The 16,806-nt window shown below is 38.2% G+C and carries 18 protein-coding genes and 2 pseudogenes; 13 read left to right on the top strand and 7 right to left on the bottom strand.

The window, feature by feature from the left end; genetic code table 11:
• Positions 1 to 383 precede the first annotated feature (383 nt).
• Complete coding sequence (locus ACFPU1_RS04045; RefSeq protein WP_385938920.1) at positions 384 to 1,304, top strand: LysR family transcriptional regulator; 921 nt, start codon at positions 384 to 386, stop codon at positions 1,302 to 1,304.
• A gap of 94 nt (positions 1,305 to 1,398) precedes the next feature.
• Positions 1,399 to 2,451 carry a homocysteine S-methyltransferase family protein gene (locus ACFPU1_RS04040; RefSeq protein ID WP_054637468.1) on the top strand — a complete coding sequence of 351 codons (1,053 nt, stop codon included), beginning with the start codon at positions 1,399 to 1,401 and terminating at the stop codon, positions 2,449 to 2,451.
• 402 nt (positions 2,452 to 2,853) lie between these two features.
• On the opposite strand, the pseudogene ACFPU1_RS04035 reads toward ACFPU1_RS04040, so the two are convergent.
• The 3 genes and pseudogenes from ACFPU1_RS04035 to ACFPU1_RS04025 all read right to left on the bottom strand — a co-directional run.
• Positions 2,854 to 3,006: pseudogene (locus ACFPU1_RS04035) on the bottom strand (recombinase family protein); the annotation flags it as partial.
• A 191-nt stretch (positions 3,007 to 3,197) separates the two neighbouring features.
• Positions 3,198 to 3,479, bottom strand: a complete 282-nt coding sequence (locus ACFPU1_RS04030) for a methyltransferase family protein (protein ID WP_385938918.1) — start codon at positions 3,477 to 3,479, stop codon at positions 3,198 to 3,200.
• Complete coding sequence (locus ACFPU1_RS04025; protein WP_385938916.1) at positions 3,458 to 3,727, bottom strand: hypothetical protein; 270 nt, start codon at positions 3,725 to 3,727, stop codon at positions 3,458 to 3,460. The genes ACFPU1_RS04030 and ACFPU1_RS04025 overlap by 22 nt, the downstream gene beginning before the upstream one ends.
• Positions 3,728 to 3,884: 157 nt before the next feature.
• Between ACFPU1_RS04025 and ACFPU1_RS04020 the strand changes: the two genes are divergently transcribed.
• The 3 genes and pseudogenes from ACFPU1_RS04020 (at position 3,885) to ACFPU1_RS04010 (ending at position 5,601) form a co-directional block, all read left to right on the top strand.
• On the top strand, positions 3,885 to 4,160 hold the full coding sequence (locus tag ACFPU1_RS04020) for a TetR/AcrR family transcriptional regulator (RefSeq protein ID WP_385938914.1): 276 nt from the start codon (positions 3,885 to 3,887) through the stop codon (positions 4,158 to 4,160).
• A 17-nt stretch (positions 4,161 to 4,177) separates the two neighbouring features.
• Positions 4,178 to 4,477, top strand: a pseudogene (locus ACFPU1_RS04015) (TetR-like C-terminal domain-containing protein); the annotation flags it as partial.
• Between the two features lie 419 nt (positions 4,478 to 4,896).
• Entirely contained in the window at positions 4,897 to 5,601 is a 705-nt protein-coding gene (locus ACFPU1_RS04010; protein ID WP_385938912.1) for a CPBP family intramembrane glutamic endopeptidase, read from the top strand.
• Here ACFPU1_RS04010 and ACFPU1_RS04005 read toward each other — a convergent pair.
• A complete protein-coding gene (locus tag ACFPU1_RS04005) occupies positions 5,579 to 6,313 on the bottom strand; it encodes a MerR family transcriptional regulator (protein ID WP_385938910.1) in 735 nt (244 codons plus the stop codon). The two genes, ACFPU1_RS04010 and ACFPU1_RS04005, sit on opposite strands and share 23 nt — an antisense overlap.
• A 965-nt stretch (positions 6,314 to 7,278) precedes the next feature.
• On the opposite strand from ACFPU1_RS04005, the gene ACFPU1_RS04000 reads away from it, so the two are divergent.
• From ACFPU1_RS04000 to ACFPU1_RS03975, 6 genes are all read left to right on the top strand, one after another.
• On the top strand, positions 7,279 to 7,416 hold the full coding sequence (locus ACFPU1_RS04000) for a hypothetical protein (protein WP_385938908.1): 138 nt from the start codon (positions 7,279 to 7,281) through the stop codon (positions 7,414 to 7,416).
• Positions 7,409 to 8,308: a macrolide 2'-phosphotransferase gene (locus ACFPU1_RS03995; RefSeq protein ID WP_385938906.1), complete on the top strand. Its 900-nt coding sequence runs from the start codon at positions 7,409 to 7,411 to the stop codon at positions 8,306 to 8,308. Before ACFPU1_RS04000 ends, ACFPU1_RS03995 begins: the two co-directional genes overlap by 8 nt.
• Positions 8,309 to 9,166: 858 nt before the next feature.
• Entirely contained in the window at positions 9,167 to 9,538 is a 372-nt protein-coding gene (locus ACFPU1_RS03990) for a GntR family transcriptional regulator (protein WP_385938904.1), read from the top strand.
• Entirely contained in the window at positions 9,535 to 10,422 is an 888-nt protein-coding gene (locus ACFPU1_RS03985) for an ATP-binding cassette domain-containing protein (RefSeq protein ID WP_385938902.1), read from the top strand. The genes ACFPU1_RS03990 and ACFPU1_RS03985 overlap by 4 nt, the downstream gene beginning before the upstream one ends.
• A complete protein-coding gene (locus ACFPU1_RS03980) occupies positions 10,419 to 11,129 on the top strand; it encodes a hypothetical protein (protein ID WP_054637461.1) in 711 nt (236 codons plus the stop codon). The genes ACFPU1_RS03985 and ACFPU1_RS03980 overlap by 4 nt, the downstream gene beginning before the upstream one ends.
• A gap of 247 nt (positions 11,130 to 11,376) precedes the next feature.
• Positions 11,377 to 11,583: a hypothetical protein gene (locus tag ACFPU1_RS03975; RefSeq protein ID WP_385938900.1), complete on the top strand. Its 207-nt coding sequence runs from the start codon at positions 11,377 to 11,379 to the stop codon at positions 11,581 to 11,583.
• 593 nt (positions 11,584 to 12,176) lie between these two features.
• Here ACFPU1_RS03975 and ACFPU1_RS03970 read toward each other — a convergent pair.
• The 3 genes from ACFPU1_RS03970 to ACFPU1_RS03960 form a co-directional block, all read right to left on the bottom strand.
• Positions 12,177 to 12,839, bottom strand: coding sequence for a hemerythrin domain-containing protein (locus ACFPU1_RS03970; protein ID WP_385938898.1), 663 nt, complete (start codon positions 12,837 to 12,839; stop codon positions 12,177 to 12,179).
• Between the two features lie 312 nt (positions 12,840 to 13,151).
• Positions 13,152 to 13,502, bottom strand: a complete 351-nt coding sequence (locus ACFPU1_RS03965) for a hypothetical protein (protein ID WP_385938895.1) — start codon at positions 13,500 to 13,502, stop codon at positions 13,152 to 13,154.
• A 387-nt stretch (positions 13,503 to 13,889) separates the two neighbouring features.
• On the bottom strand, positions 13,890 to 14,429 hold the full coding sequence (locus tag ACFPU1_RS03960; protein ID WP_385940449.1) for a helix-turn-helix domain-containing protein: 540 nt from the start codon (positions 14,427 to 14,429) through the stop codon (positions 13,890 to 13,892).
• A 221-nt stretch (positions 14,430 to 14,650) separates the two neighbouring features.
• On the opposite strand from ACFPU1_RS03960, the gene ACFPU1_RS03955 reads away from it, so the two are divergent.
• Entirely contained in the window at positions 14,651 to 15,442 is a 792-nt protein-coding gene (locus tag ACFPU1_RS03955; protein WP_385938892.1) for a DODA-type extradiol aromatic ring-opening family dioxygenase, read from the top strand.
• Positions 15,443 to 15,809: 367 nt separating this feature from the next.
• Positions 15,810 to 16,226, top strand: a complete 417-nt coding sequence (locus ACFPU1_RS03950; protein WP_385938889.1) for a DoxX family protein — start codon at positions 15,810 to 15,812, stop codon at positions 16,224 to 16,226.
• The last annotated feature ends 580 nt before the right edge of the window (positions 16,227 to 16,806 follow it).

Genomic DNA, 16,806 nt, shown 5'->3' with positions numbered 1-16,806 from the left:
ACAAATGTTTAAAGACGCTGACCTACTAAAAGAAAGGTTATAAAGAGGTTATATTACCTTTAACTCATGCCTTAAAAACAGATCCGATATAATACCTAAAAAGGACGAGTGGTATGTACGTTAGAAAATCAAAAAAACAATATGAATATTGCACTTAATTTGCACCAGCACTGCAATCTTTTGTACCACTTCTTACGGAGCTTTTTACCACCTTATGCAGAATCGTTTACCAAACCTCCTGTATACTGAATGAACGTGCCCCTTTTTGGCATGACATTTGTTTACAAAGGTTTTTTTATGTTCCCATACCGCTACATGCTTGAATTGCATGGAGAAGAGCAAAGCCAACGCACCATCTCAAAACAAAGGTAGGAGGAGTTTAAGTGACATTGCAACAATTGAGATATGTAATTGAAGTGGCGAAGCAACGATCGATTAGTAAAGCTGCGCATCGATTGTTTATTAGTCAGCCGAGTCTGTCGAATTCGATTAAAGAATTGGAGAATGAACTGGGGATTGCGATTTTTTCTCGTACGAATAAGGGGATTGTTATTACGTCAGAGGGTTCGGAGTTTTTAGGTTACGCCAGGCAGGTGATTGAACAGACAGACTTGCTTGAAAACCGCTATGCCAATGCGACTCAATCCCCGCAGCAGCATTTCTCTGTATCTGCCCAGCACTATGCCTTTGCGGTCAGTGCGTTTGTGAAGCTGTTGAAAAATTATAATCGGGATGAATATGAGTTTACGTTACGAGAGACGAGGACGTATGAAATCATTGATGACGTAAAAAACCTTCGCAGTGAAATTGGGATTTTGTATGTAAATGATTTTAACCAACAGGTCATTCGGAAGTTTCTGAGAGAAGGAAATTTAACGTTTCATGAGCTATTTCAGGCCAAGCCGCATGTGTTCATCAGTTCAACTAATCCACTTGCGTCTCAGAAGTATGTTACCTTAGCTGATTTGGATCCTTATCCGTATTTGTCATTTGAACAAGGGGACTATAATTCGTTTCATTTCTCCGAGGAGATATTAAGCACCATCTCAAGGCGCAAAAATATTCGTGTCAGTGACCGGGCCACGTTGTTTAACCTGCTGATAGGATTGAATGGATACACGATTTCCACAGGGGTAATCAGTTATGACATCAACGACGATGATATTGTGGCGGTGCCGCTTAAGGTGGATGAGAGCATTACAGTCGGGTATATTCAACATAAGAATGTGGCAAACAGCCCGCTGGCAACGATTTATATTAATTTCTTAAAGGAAACGATTGCCGAAGAACTACCTTTGCTATAGGTTAAAGCTATGACAAAGCATAGAATTTACGTGTTATGCTATACCATTATTCAATGCTACACTGACCCTACATTACTAAAGGAGAGGGTTAACAGTGGGGAAAAGAAGTTTAGAACAAAGATTAAACGAAGGCACAGTCGTTGTAGCCGAAGGATATTTATTTGAAATGGAGCGCAGAGGTTATTTACAGGCAGGATCGTTTGTACCAGAAGTAGCGCTGGAGCACCCGGAGGTTTTAAAGCAAGTATATCGAGATTACATGAATGCCGGTTCAGATGTGGTTTTAGCTTTCACCTATAATGCCCACCGTGAAAAAATGAGAATTATAGGTAAAGAACATTTACACGAACCGTTAAACCGGAGTGCGATTCGTTTGGCGAAGGAAGTGGCGAAGGAACATCCTACAGAAGAAGCGTTAGTTGCAGGCAACATTTCGAATACGAATATTTTTGATTCGAAAGATGCTGATTCTGCGGAAGAAGTAAGAAGTATATTTGCAGAAATGACCACGTGGTGTAAAGAAGAAGGCGTCGATTTTATAAATGCGGAAACTTTTTATTACCATGAAGAGGCTGTTATTGCGCTAGAGGAAATTCAAAAACAAGGTCTGCCGGCAGTAGTTACATTAGGACTGATGGGAGAAAATATACTGCGGGATGGTTATACCGTTGAAGAATCCTGTAAAATTCTTTCTGAAAAAGGTGCGTTAGTGGTTGGGATGAACTGTTTCCGCGGACCAAATACGATGCAGCCATACCTGAAGGGAATTAGAAATGAGGTAGAAGGATATGTCGGTGGATTGCCTATTCCATATCGCACGACAGAAGAACACCCGACGTTCTTCAACTTGCCCGATGGAGGATGCAGTTGTTCTTTGCCGACCGAAACCACGTTCCCGACATCCTTAGACCCCCTTTATCACAATCGATACGAATTAGCGGAATGGGCGAAAGAAGCAAAAGATATTGGTATTAATTATATTGGTCTTTGTTGCGGGGCCTCACCTGCGATGATAAGAGCAGTAGCAGAAGCGGTAGGATACGAATCTATTAATTCCAAATATTCACCGGATATGGAGAAACATTTCTTATTCGGGAAAGATAAAACGCTAAAGGATCATAATCTAAACTACAGTAAAAAAGCATAAGTCAAAAGGTGATCATTGAAAGAGGGTAAGCAGGAAAGCGATAATAAATATGGCTTTACTCGAGCGCTTCTTATTTACAAAATGGATGCATTCTTCATTAACTGAAGCTGCATCCATTTTTAAGACTGGTAAGGTCTCCGCAAAAGCTGGTACAAAAGATTGCATACGTGGTAAAAAACGCCGGCCATACTCACAATAGGATATGAAAAATTCTAAAAAGATCATTAAGGCTTTACGAAAAGAGGGTTTTGACGTGGATTATGAAGATTTCTGGGATTGATAAAAATCGATTTTCTGTGAGCTTTATATTCAAACTTTTCGGTAGTTTCAAAGGGATACAAGTCATAAAAAAGAAAAACGCCTCAAAGGCGTTCAGGCTGTTGAGAAAGTCTCAAAAGCATTCCGTTGTTTTTCCTTTAAAATGCTCCGTTCTAATTCACTAAATCCACTCATGACTTTTAGAAAGAATTTACCGGTAGGGGTTCTTGTATCAATTCCCATATCCATGATGACAAGGTGAACGTTCTTTTCCTGCAGGTATTCCACTAAGTTCAATTGCAACTAATAATGAAGGTTATAAATACTGACCACGTTATCGTTTTTTATAAAAGGATCGTAGAGGATAGCAGTGATTATGGATGTTGGAATCAAAGACCGTGCACTTATTGAAAGTGCTTTGAAACGGGCACATGCTACGTTTACTGGACAGGATCTATACCTTATTACAATATATAAATGCACATATTTCACTTCTTTCCTGGCGTCCATGGTGTACGTCTAGGGAACAATCTAGGTACGTTCCTTTTATATTCCCCGTAGTCCTCTCCAAACTGTTTTTGAAGTTTAGGCTCTTCTCCTACAATAAAATAAGTATAATTTACGATCGTGAAAAAGAGAAACCATACAAGTAAAAAAATGGAACCAAAAATAATCACTTCACCGAGTAATATGAATACCACTCCGCTTATCATAGGGTTCCGAGTATATTGATACGGACCGCTTACAACTAGTTTTCTTGGGGGTCCCATGGGGCTAATGTTCCTTTCCCTTTTGTTGCAAACTGAAAAATAGTTAATATGACCAGTAACAGCCCTAAAATCATAATTATTGCCCCTATCAATACAACTAATATAGTGATAGGAGGTTCCACGCCCCAACCGACAGAATTATGAAAGAAAAATAATAATAGTGCAGGGATAATAACTGTAACATTAAGAGGTAAAAGTAATATTGACACGAAATGAGAAAGTACTGAAGATTGTTTGTTCGTTGCCACCATACACACTCCCTAAATAATAATGAACACTGTGTTGAGTAATGTTCTATATCCCATTATAATTAAGCTTTACTTAAATTCAATAAACAGTATGTGGCCTTATGTTGATTAATAAACATAAGGCTAAATACTGTCTATACTAGTTTTGGAGGCGTTGGTGCTGAATAGTAACGACCGGAGAGTTGCCCAAACAAGAACACTCATTCGAAATACATTTGCAGAATTAATTGTGGAAAAAGGTTTGGATCGTGTAACTATTAAAGACCTTACAGAACGAGCTGATATTAACCGAGGAACGTTTTATTTACATTTTCAAGATAAATATGATCTTCTTGAGCAAAGTGAAGAAGAAATTCTTAAGGGAATGAAAAAGATAGCAAATGAACTGGATACGATGTTGGAGATTGGGATAAAACCACTGCTCCTCCTTTAGCAGCAGTAAAATATTTTGCATTCTTAAAAGAAAACGCGATGTTTGTGAAAGCCATTCTAGGTCCTAAAGGGGATCCAGCCTTTCCAAGCAAAATGAAATATTTGATTGCAAACCAAATAAAATCTAGATTTGCTCATGTAGAGCAAAATGTTACACAGTTCCCACCAGATTATTTAGTCGCATACTTGGTTTCTGCTCATTTAGGAGTTGTTCAGCACTGGATTGAAACTGGACATAAAGAATCACCTCAAGAGATGGCACATATTATTTCAAGTATGAATTTTTATGGACCATTAGCAGTTGGAAGGTGGAAGTAATTCGTCGATATTAACTACTTTTACATCCTAGTAAGAAGATAGGACATATTTCAGGATTATCTTATTATGATCGGAAGATAGATCATAGAGTGGTAGACTGGTTCATGGAAAAAAAGCGGTGTTTAAACGGAAGATAACTGCCAAGGATTGGGGAAGGATTATATAAGGACAACCATTTAAGGATATAGAATAACCGTTTTCATTGAAGTAACGGGTTAGCGTTAGTTAAAAAAGAGCAAATACCTCAGTGGTATCATGCTCTTTTTCTTTTTGCGTATTTTAGTGCAAAGTTAATCTTAAAACCCATGAATATTAAATTGACACGATCCTCATGAGAAGGTTTCACATTAAAAAATTAAAAAAAATTTGCAGGTTACGCAACGTCATCCTTTACTGTCTAAATAAGGGAGGGATAAAAAATGCAAAATCACGATTGTTTTTTTGGAACATCACCGTGGAATTGGAAAGTCGTAACAAAATTACTTATATTGGTGCTAGTGCTGGTTCCTATCTTTATAGAATTTTTATTAATGGGGTATCTAACAGAAGTATTGCAAAATGATTTTTATTCAGGAATATTAACAGGTTTTATCATGGCCATCACCTTCATGTTCGGACTTTATTTCTTGGCCATAAAGCCAGAAAATCTTAGCTGGAAGGAAGTCGGTCTGAGAGGATTTACTTCAAGGTATTGGAAACCCATTGTTGCATGGACATTTGCAATTATCTCAATAGCCTTTGTAATGGTTATAGTTATAGAGCTATTCCTAGGGATTGGTTCGGAAAATAGTAAGACAGAAAGCCTGCAGTCGAGAATGACACCTCTTAACTTCTTGATTGGGTTTGTATCAGCAGCTATTATTTCCCCTGTATATGAAGAAATATTTTACCGAGGATTCCTTTATCGTTTCTTACGCAGCAGATACGGAGTACCTGTTAGCATGTTGGCTAGTTCATTTATTTTTATGATCGTACACATTCCAACATACAATACCCTCTTATTAAATTTTGTATCCGGACTTATATTTGCCTGGACGTATGAAAAAACAGGGTCCATTGTTCCAGCAATGATTATACATGGGACAACGAATGGAATTTTCATCATCCTAGTTGCCCTTGGGTGAGGGCATAAGCCTCTTCGAGAAAATCGATGATTTCCTGGTTGATCGGATACAGATTTAGTTCATTTGATAATTCTTGAGAACGGCGTACTCTCCAAAACTTATCCATCAGGTTTTGGTCCCCCTGAAAAGTTTCTTGTGAGAGAATCTCAATATCTTCTATAATAAGCTTAGCATGCTCTGAACCTGGGGAGATATTGTCTTGTATACATAGCTCAATTCGTCTAACAAGATTAATCCACCTTTTAATAGAGGGAGTATCCATCTCTAATTTGGGCAGACTCTCGCGTAGTTTTTCTTGTTCGTCAGCAGAAAAATATGAGCTCCAGGTTCTTTTTTGTTTTGGAGGGGTTACCAGGGAGATGAGATCTTCCCAATTAATCGTCCCCTCCAAAGTAAGAATGTTCAGTAACGAACTTGTATGTGCAATTGATTTTTGTATGTTAGATACTTGCTCTTCCAAATATGATTTATGCACCATTAGAATACTCTCTGTGGATTGATCTGTGATTATCCTATTTATTTCTTCGAGTGGGAGCGCAAGAGATTTAAGCAACAGGACCTTTTGTAGAATTAGGCAGTCTTCCGCTGAATAGAACCGTTTGCCTCCCTCACCTAATTTAGAAGGACATACCAGGCCAATTTGATCATAATATCGAATGGTTCTAATGGATACATTGAAACGCTTTGCCAATTCCCCACTTGTTATATACATATTTCCTCCCTATATAAATATAAAGTGTATGTTGCAGGTAAACGTAATGAAGTAGAATTTCAGGGCATTCGTTCAATAATGAGAGCTAACCTAAATATTTTCCCCCGATAATAATTCCTGGGATATGTTATGAAAAACTCTTCTTTCATGTTTTCTCTACTTTCTTCCAAAGTCCTATTCAAAAATTTAGGGTAGTTATTGTTTATACTTTAAGTTTATCATCGTAGATTTGATAGACGTCACTATTGAGAGATGAGAAAGTATGATTTCCTGACTCTCTTTTTTTTTTAACTACATTCGTCAACTCAACGTAAGACACCATTGAAGTTTAATCCTTTATATCAATTCAATAAGCCAAACATCTTATCAAATTAGTTAGTAAGGAAACGCGGGATACAGGCCAGCGTACTAAAACGGTGAAAGAACTGACAAGTATCGAGATACTGGGAAGGTTGCTTAAAAAGAAAAGCTCTATTGACATATCAAAAATGCAGGGATAAACTTTTGAAAGTAATTTATTTAATGTTTAGGAGGATTATTAAAAATGTTACCTAGAATTTGGTTCCGTGCTCTGAACAGTAATTTCATACGTTCAAAGGCTCTGCTTGTGTTGCAGAGTAAACGGGATCAGTCTGTCCTTTTTAATAACTTTCATTTTGCATAGGGATATGTTATATGTAAAAAAGGCGGACCGTTCTGCCTTTTTTTTATGCTTTTTAAAAGGGAAAGTATATTTTGATGAAGGCAGGCGGCCATATTTATTTCCTTCTAATCCTAAAAAGATAGGTTTATGGGGCCAGGCGATTATGCGACTGTACCACATTTGTAGATGATCTTTCCGTTTACTCTAAATCACAGGCAGCTGGCCTGTGATTTTTATTTGGAAAAACGGGAGGTAACGAATGATGGAATAATTAGGTATAGAATGATTAAAAATTGAGGTATCGTATTTAGATAAGGGGATCGTGGATATTGCTTATTTATCAGTGCATTACTTTGATGAGCCGGAAGACCGGATGTTTGTTGAGCGTGTCTCTGATGTGGTTTACGGTATTGAAGAGCAACAGTTAAAAATAGAAGGCAGAGGTGTTCATAATGAATAAAATAAAAGAAATTACAGAGAGTGCAAAGAGAAACGGAATTATCATTGAAGAAGATTCCGTTAAAATCAACGAGTCCGGCCTGGACTTTCAAGTCGTTCATGCAACTGACCAGAAAGGTGACCGATGGATACTCAGATTACCAAGAAGAGATGATTCAATGGCAAAAACAGAAGTGGAAAAACAAGTGCTGGATCTTGTGAGCCGCACTGTTGCCTTTGAAGTGCCTGTATGGACTGTGTATACGGATGCAATGATTGCATATAAACAATTATCAGGTATCCCAGCAGGGACAGTTGATCCGGAAATACAAAACTATGTGTGGGAATTCGATGAACACAATGTTCCGGAAAACTACATCAACTCACTTGGGAAGGTGTTAGCTGAACTCCACCAGGTTCCAACAGAGTCCATCCACGTCCAGGGGTTGAAGGTACAATCTGTGGATGAAGCGAGGGATGCCATGAAAAAACGAATGATAAATGTGAAAGAAAAATATGGTGTTGGCAAGGATTTATGGAAAAGGTGGCAGGCATGGGTGGACAATGATAAGATTTGGCCCCAGCAAACCGGGCTTCTTCATGGTGATGTACATGCTGGTCATACTTTGATCAATGAGCAAGCAGAAGTGACTGGGTTGATTGATTGGACAGAAGCGGCAATTACAGATGTGTCCAAAGATTTTGTCGGCCCTTACATGACGCACGGAGAACAAGCGTTACAACAAATCATAACGGCTTATGAAAAAGCAGGTGGAATCACATGGCCGCTCATGAAAGACCATATCATTGAGTACGAGGCAGCTTCAGCAATCGATCTGGCTGAGTTTGCCGAATCCTCTGGTTCAAAAGAGTATGAGCAGATGGCTAAAGAAAGTTTAAGTGTAGAAAAGTAGCAACAATTTAAAACAAACTAATTCCTTTTTGCTGTTTTCTATGTTTGACCATTCACGAAAGGAAATTCGGTATGGAGTAAAGGAGTAAATAAAAAGAACTCAATATGCTAAAACGTACTTTTATTCCTAGCCACAAAACAGGAAAGTGTAGAGCATTTATCAGCTCTTCGCTTTCCTGTTTTAATTTGCTGCAAACACCTTCTGGCTTTAAGTATCGAGGGGGGAAGGTTGTTATAGTGGTTAGATTCAACTCATAGTTAACTATAATTCTTCCTACGTTTTACCGAATAAAGCTCTCTTATTAGACGTGAGATTTGACTTGGTAGAAAAGGATCACTTCGAACAAGGATTAGGTAAGTGGTCAATGGAAGGAAGGATTAAAATATCCTAGAAAAAAGTAAAACAGTTTAGCCCTTTAAAATAGAACCATAGTAGCCAAAAAGTGACCAAAAGGAGAGCCGCGAGAACAAAGAGTAGAACGTGTAGAAACATCATTGACGGGAAACGTCTTGCGATCCAGCCCCCAGTGGCACGGTAGTTTTTAATTGTAATCTGTTGGTAATAAGGTAAGTAATAATCTATTAAGAAACCTGGCTTGGGTGTTTCCTTAGCTAGGTTTTTCTTATTGAGAGGGATAATAGGTTGTTTAGCCTCAGCCAAGGAAGTTCCATTCTCAAAATATCAGTACCTTTACGTACCAAGGAAATGGGAAATTACGTGCATGTTTAAAAAAGAAATTTCTTTTTAAAAAAACAATTGACTGATCTCAAATGGATGTGTAGTATTATGGTTAATCACTCAAGTGACTAACTGAATGACTAAGGGTATACTGAATTTGAAAAAGAAGTTGGTGAGGCAATGAAAAAAAAGCTCGATGAAAACCGTCCGATCTTTCAGCAGATTAAAGAATGGGTGGAAGAGGATATTTTGGAGGGGAAGCTTGCTGAAGGAGATGTAATTCCCTCCACAAATGAGCTGGCGAAGTTCTACAGCATAAATCCAGCAACGGCCCGGAAAGGAATTCAGGCGCTAGTGGACGACGGTCTTATATTTAAACAGAGGGGGATTGGCATGTTTGTGGCAGAGGGGGCAAGAAGAAAACTGATGAGCCTGAGAAAAGAGAAATTTTACGATGATTTCGTAAGACCTCTCATTAAAGAAGCGAGACGGATTGGCATGGAGCCTGAGGAAATATCGGAGATGTTGAATAAAGGAGTGGAGAAGGAATGACTAAACCGGTAGTGGAAATCAGAGACCTGTCTTTTTACCATGGCAAGGATAAAAAAGGAATCAAAGATCTCTTTCTCTCACTTGAAAAAGGAAAAGTCTATGGACTGTGGGGGCGTAATGGAGCAGGAAAGACAACACTCATGAAGATCATGACCGGGCTTCTTAAACCGAAAAAAGGTACCGTGCTGGTGTTTGGCGAGGGGCCGTTTGAAAACCGGCGAACACTAGAAAAAATCTGCTTTATTCAGGAAAACCATCCTCTTAATCCGGCGTGGAGAATCCGTGACGTAATGAAAGTGGCTTCTTACTTTTATCCGAAATGGGATGACGAACTTGCTCAGGAAACTCTTGAGGCATTTGCTCTGGATCCAGCGAAAAGGGTAAAGGCTCTATCCAAGGGAATGAGGACGGCAGTTGCTCTCACCATTGGGTTGGCGAGTAAGGCGCCGTTTACGATATTCGATGAACCAACGAATGGTCTGGATGCGGCGGTGCGGGAAATTTTCTACAACCTCCTGATCGAGGAGTTAGAGGAGGGCGAGCGGACTGTGATACTATCAACCCATTTTATTCAGGAATTACAGTCGTATATTGAGGAAATGGTAGTACTTCATGATGGTGAGCTTGTGCTCCATCAACCGATCGAGTTGATCCGAGAGGAGGCGGTGTATGTGACCGGCCAGAAGCAGAAGCTTGAAGAGGTAATTCATCATTCGGACGCTCTTGAAGTCAAGACACTGGGCAGTACCGCTTCAGTCCTGTTGGAAAAGAACAGCGATGCGTGGGCACTGGCACAGAAGCAGGAGATAGTAACTGAAACGCCGAGTCTGCAGGAATACCTGCTCAGAAAAACAGATCGGAAAAATGAGGAGGTTTGGTCATGAAGGAACAGTGGGGTATCTGGCGGATCATCTGGTTTGAAATGAGCAAGTCGTTTGTCTGGTTTTGGAGTATTCTCCTCGGGTTTGTAGGACTCGGTATTACCTTTTCTGTTTGGTACGACCCGGAAGAAGTCATTTTTGTAACAAATGTAGCTATGTATATTTATTTTTTCGTGATTGGGGCCCAATTGTTCAAACTTGGGATTACGTATGGTTCCACCATGGGAAGTACGCGTCACCAGCTTTACACTGGGGTAGTCATTAGCGCAATTATCCTTGCTGCAGTCGGAACGATAATTCACATGGTTGTCTATTATTCCATGGGAATGCTAACGGGATCACTCACCAACGGCATGAAGATTCTGCACATACTTGAGTGGCTGCCTGTGGAAGAAATGATTTTCTCAGTAGTCCTGTTTGATTTTGTTGTTAGTCTTATGGCTCTCGGTGTAAGTTTTGCATTTTCTATTGTGTACTACAGGTACGGAGGTATACCGTTCATGATTTTAAGTGGGATAATCGCGCTCAGTGTTATTTTCCCGGTTGGGCGTGAAATGTTTTGGGGAGAGGTAATTTACTGGGTTATGACCGGTGGGACTTTGGAACTGTTTGGACTGCCGATAGCCATTGCTGTCCTGGCATTTACAGCTCCATATCTGTTTGTGACACGGCTTAATATATATTTGAAAGAGAATGCGTCTGCAAAATAGATCATCACACCGTATCCTCAAGGCTTAAGACGTGCAAAAAAAGTGACGACTGAGACCTTTTTCTCACGGGCCTTCTAATAATCTATGAAGGCGTTTTGACTGAAGAAGAGAATTGGCTGGGTTAGTTTATTTAAACGAGAGATTATTTCAGCCTTGAACGAACAAACAGCCTATTTTAAAATATGTAAACATGGGAGGTGGTGCAGGTTAACATTTCGAGATTATTTTTTGGGAGGGTGGTCTGAAATTGAATAGTAACACTCGAACCACTATTACGCTTATAGGCAGTTTCCTTATTTTTGTAGTTGGGATGTTTAGAATACTTACTGAATCACTTGTTTCAATACCTTTGGTGGTTGCTTATCTGTTTGCCATTACTGGGTTAATTGGAGTGATAGGAAATTTTGTGACTTTAAGAAAGAAAACAACCAAATTAACTTCGGGGAAGAGCTAGTCATTTAATCCATTCACCTCCAGAATAAAATAAACTAACTCAAATTTAATAAGCGTGCAACAATGGGATAAGAAGGTGGGTTTTGGATGTCTACTTGACTATCTTGAATACATATAATACTACTTTCATTTATGAAAAAATACTACAGGTGGGAGCATTTAGGATTAATTTTCTCAGGATCAAATGTCACGAAACAGAACCTGAATATCTTGGCATCTCCAAAGAGAAATTACCTATTGAATGAATTATGAAAGGTATGAAGAAATAAACGTTTCTTCATACCTTTATTTAAGCTAAATTTTTACTTTGGAAAAGACCTTTTTACTACAACTATATAGCACATTACAAATAGACAAGGTACTTAAGATCAGATGGTAGAAAGCCAGATGCCAGACTTTAATAAAGGTAGTGACCAACATGGACATTTTCACCTTGGATGTAACACAGGTATATTTTTTAAATTTGTGGGGGAGAGAGCCGGCAGCTCATGAGCATGAGAAATACGTGGTTACCTCACCCGCTAACAACTTCATTAAAATGGGCACCCGCTGATCACACTTGTCATGTTGGTTATGATGGTGCTTATAATTAATTTAAGCGGCATCTAGTTCTTTTTTTAATTCGTTCCAATCTTCATCCGGCAAAACAGATTCAGCTAAATCACAAGCTTCCTTGTATAATTCTTCTGGTGCAAATTTTTTCATCCCTGTAAGCATTTCAACTCGTTCGAAAATATTTTGACCCGGAATCATATAACGGAAGTAATCCATTAAAATTTCAGGTGGGATAGCAGAACGTATTGCTACAGTGATTTCTTCCAATTCCTCTGTACTTAATTTATGCCAAAGAACATCCATCACATCGACTTCTTCCGTTTGCAAATGATTTAAATAAGCTGCCAGGAATTTATTATAAGCATAAACAAATTCAACACCTAATTCTCGTCTTTTTTTGGTAGGACTTTCGTTTATTTCTTTCACCAAATTCTCTAATTCAATTAAAAGTGCATTTGTTGCTTTGTGTTCTTGATCCATTTTTCTTGCTACTTCTGGAGCATATTTAATGACAGCGGGTTCTACGTGCTCATCCTCATGTTCTGCATGGGAGTGTAAAACAGCAGATAGTGTGAGAAAGTTTTTTGAAAAAGCTGCTAGTCTTTCATTATTCTCGAAGTTTAATTGATTTGCCTGGTTCAATAGATTAGTTAACGCAAAACGAAGTCCTTTATGTACTGGCATAAATAATTCATATTTCATATAATTCCCCCTAATTCAATATTTTACCAATTTGTACCTGTGTGAATTGTACTAGAAATAACTGATAATTACAACATATGTATCCCGATTGAAGTTCCAGTAATTTTGTAACTAAAATTTTTTTGCAGCTGTGTAGTGTTGAACAAATCATTGGCGTTGGCTGTAGAGAAGTGATAGAGAAGCCTTAAGCTGTTCTATCACCTCTTCATTGTCTCCGAGAAATTACCTGTTAGAGCTATGAATTTTCTCTGTTCTGAGTCTCCTCGTGTCTACTCTTCTGTAAATGAAAGATACTACTTCTGAACTATTTATTTACCTTTTCCAATCGCTTCCCCTTTTTAAATTTTCAGTATCATGTTGCATTGTAGCTAGTTGTTCTTGAATCTTGTCGATTTGAGTTTGCATATTATTAAACTTTTCCTCCTGTTCTTTATCGTCCTTTTGTGCTTCAATGTTGCTTTTTATTTCTTCTTCGATGGCTGCTTTTGCTGCGACTATAGATAAAGCATCTCCAAGTGTTGTAATAATGGCAGCAAGCAGACCGAGCCTTGCACTAAAACTCACTTCGAAGGGATTTTTAGACTGATCAGAGGACAGGCCTTCAAACATATTATTTAATGTCTCAACGAGCTTATCAATATCAGCTGAGTTGTTCTTTGTCATGCTCTCACCACTTTTGGTCCCCCTAGAAACATTTTTTATATTCATATGCTCATTTGTGGAGGTGGTTGCTTGGTTAAAGATAATAGGGAAGGTTTCACTTACGAAGCAGCCTTTTACAATCAAAAAAGCTTAGAACTTAGGTATGCAAAAGGGTGTAAGGAAGTTAGGTGATGAATCCTCACATAAACACTTCAAAAATCTTTGAAGCCATACTGTGAAAGCGAATAATAAGGGTATGAAGAAACATTCATACCCTTATTAAACTTGAATGCGCTTTCAGTAAGCAAAGTTAATTCCTGGTAATGACTTTCGGCAGAAGATATCAAAAGCTTAACAATCAGCAGATAAGTGCATGGAAGGCACGACCCTCATCACTCTAAAAGGTTCCTACAACATATCCAGTAAATCTGCATCTGAATATATGGAGATTAACACCACGGCTTTTTCCTCTCCAACATTTTTTACAAAGTGGGGAACACTTGCATTCCAACTGAATGAATCTCCCGCTTCTGCAATGACAGTATCTTCCCCTTGTTCAGCGAGAATTTTTCCTTCTAATACAAAATGGCATTCTTCTCCTTCATGGGCATGAGGTTCTCCTATTGTCGCTTCTGGTGGTAGTTCAACAATCAACATTTTAAGGCCTCCTTTTGAGGATAAATGCTCAACGTTTAATCCATTAAAAGTTGATTTGGTTCTTGAATTTTTGCGAACTACACGCATGTGCTGTTCTTTCTCTAATAGGAGGTAAGGCATAGGCACCCCAAGATAGGTGGCAATCATACTTAATGTACTAATTGAAGGGGAGGTATTATTGTTTTCAACATTACTAATGAATCCTTTTGAAAGGCCGGTTCCATCGCTCATTTGAGCGATGGTCATTTTTTTTCTATTACGGATTGCACGAATTTTAGTTCCAATTTCCAGCTTAATCACCTCTAATGTTTACTTATAAAAAACTTATTTACATAATAACAAACAAATCTATAGACAATCTACTGGTTTGATTGTTATCTTATAAATAACAATTATTCATAATAAGAAACAAATAGTTCTGCGTCTTGCTGTTTATGCATTTTTCTTAAGATTATTTTCTTCGAGAAGAGCTGAGAATAAAGTAAATCACCATTAGTGAGGAGGAATAGAACATGCTACCATCATTATTTGTTGCACACGGAGCGCCTATTTTAGCCATTGAGGATAATGATTACACCCAATTTTTAGAGCAAATAGGAAGAAAATACCCCAAGGCAAAAGCTATAGTGGTGTTTTCAGCACACTGGGAATCACGTACTCAAAAAGTAAGCAAGGTAGATGAATTTGAAACCATTTATGATTTCGGTGGTTTTCCAGAGGAGCTGTATCGGATCAAGTATCCGGCTAGAGGAGATCATTCCATTACAAAGGAAATAGAAAAGTGCTTTTTGTCACGGAATATTCCTTATGAGCTAGATACAAAACGTGGGTTGGATCATGGAGCTTGGGTCATTCTTAAATTAATGTATCCAAATGCCGATATCCCGGTGATTTCAATGTCTGTAGACACAAACCTTACACCTATGGAACAGTATGAAATCGGAAAGTCTCTATTAGATTTAAGGAAACAGGATGTTTTGATCGTTGCAAGTGGGGGATTGGTTCATAATTTAGGAGCAGTAAGAATGGGGAGTGATGATGGAACAATAGATCAATGGGCGTGCGAATTTGATACATGGTTAGAACATCAAATAACGACCTGGGAGGTAGAGACTCTTTTCAACTATCATTCATTAGCTCCAAATGCTGAACTTGCCGTACCGCCTTATGGCAGGGAACACTTTATTCCATTATTTTATGCCATGGGTGCAGCAGACGATGAACAGAGTGCAACATTATTGCATCGAAGCTACCGGTACGGAAACCTTAGCCATAGTGTTTGGCAATTTGGTGATAAAAAGTGAGTTTATTTTACTTGTCTGGAGAGGAGTGGATAGATTTTTATGTTACTATCTTTAATTCGTGATATTTGAATATTACATTTGATCCCAAAGGAGGTGACATAATCAAGTAAAAAAGGAATGGATATACCTCCATCCTATTACAGCTCTAGTAGGATATACAAGAAAAGTAAGATATCCTATGTGTGGGTATTTCGGTGGGTTAATAAAACAGGAAACTTTCATTTTTTAGAAAAGAGGAGTAGTAAATAGTTACTTTTTTAAAGAAACTTACAAAAACAAAGTTAAATATCTTGAAATAAAGATATTTAAAATGATACTATTCGAAATAGAGATATGTAAAAAATATTTAAAAAAAAGGAGAAAAGCAATGTCAAATAAACATGAAATTGGGAGTCTACTGCTACGAGTAACGTTAGGAATTGTTTTTTTAGCCCATGGTCTTGATAAATTTCAAGGTGGGATTGAAAATACAGCTGGTTGGTTTGATAGCATTGGCATTCCAGGATTTTTAGCGTACGTGGTCGCTCTCGTGGAGCTTGTTGGAGGAATTGCTTTAATTCTAGGCTTTGGCACTCGAATCGCGTCTCTTTTATTAGGTCTTATCATGATAGGAGCCATTGTGACCGTTCAACTGCCAGCCGGCTTTTTGGGTGGATATGCTTATGACCTTGTATTACTTATTATTGCGGTTCATCTTTTCTTAAATGGAAGTAAATTATTGTCTTTAAACAAAGTCCTATTTAGAGGGAAAGAGGACGAAAGCTCGGTAGCGAAATCAGCTTAATTATCTTGGAATCAAGATAATTAAAATGCAGATGATGGTCATTCCTTATTAAGATTCCAGAATTCTGAAAGATAAGGAAGGACATGCAAAAGAGAGGGGAGGGTATCCCCCTCTTTGTTTGTGTGCACTTGTATTTTCTCTTTATGAACCGAACGTATTAGCTTAATGGAGGCTCCGTCCTATTTTAACTATTTTTCTTTTCTTCTGTTGATCAATATCATCCCTATCATAACGCCTATCACAGCTATAAAAATATTAGCTATGAATGCAACTTATAAAGGTACAGAGAAAATGTAACGAAACGGGAATGAAAAAACGAGAAAAGCTATTAACACACCTCACCTAATAGGAGTGCCTCTTTGTTTCTTTCTTTCGAAACTCATGCTTTCTCCTCCAATACCCCTTTTTGTTGTGTTCTTATGCTATGGCCAATCCCAGGGGAGAAGTAGTCTGGGGTAATAAGAATTTATTATCAAATCGAACTGTACAACCGACTAGTCGTGTTTTTGCAAACGGACATTCAAGATCTCTTTCTCCCACAACTAATTCTTAGGGGGGAAGAAAAATTAATTCTCAGAAA

Origin of the sequence: Thalassorhabdus alkalitolerans (assembly GCF_042656525.1) — a bacterium.
In the GTDB taxonomy this organism is placed as follows: Bacteria; Bacillota; Bacilli; order Bacillales; family Marinococcaceae; genus Thalassorhabdus; species Thalassorhabdus alkalitolerans.
The sequence above is the reverse complement of the archived record's forward strand: the minus strand, read 5'-3'. Positions and strand labels throughout refer to the sequence as shown.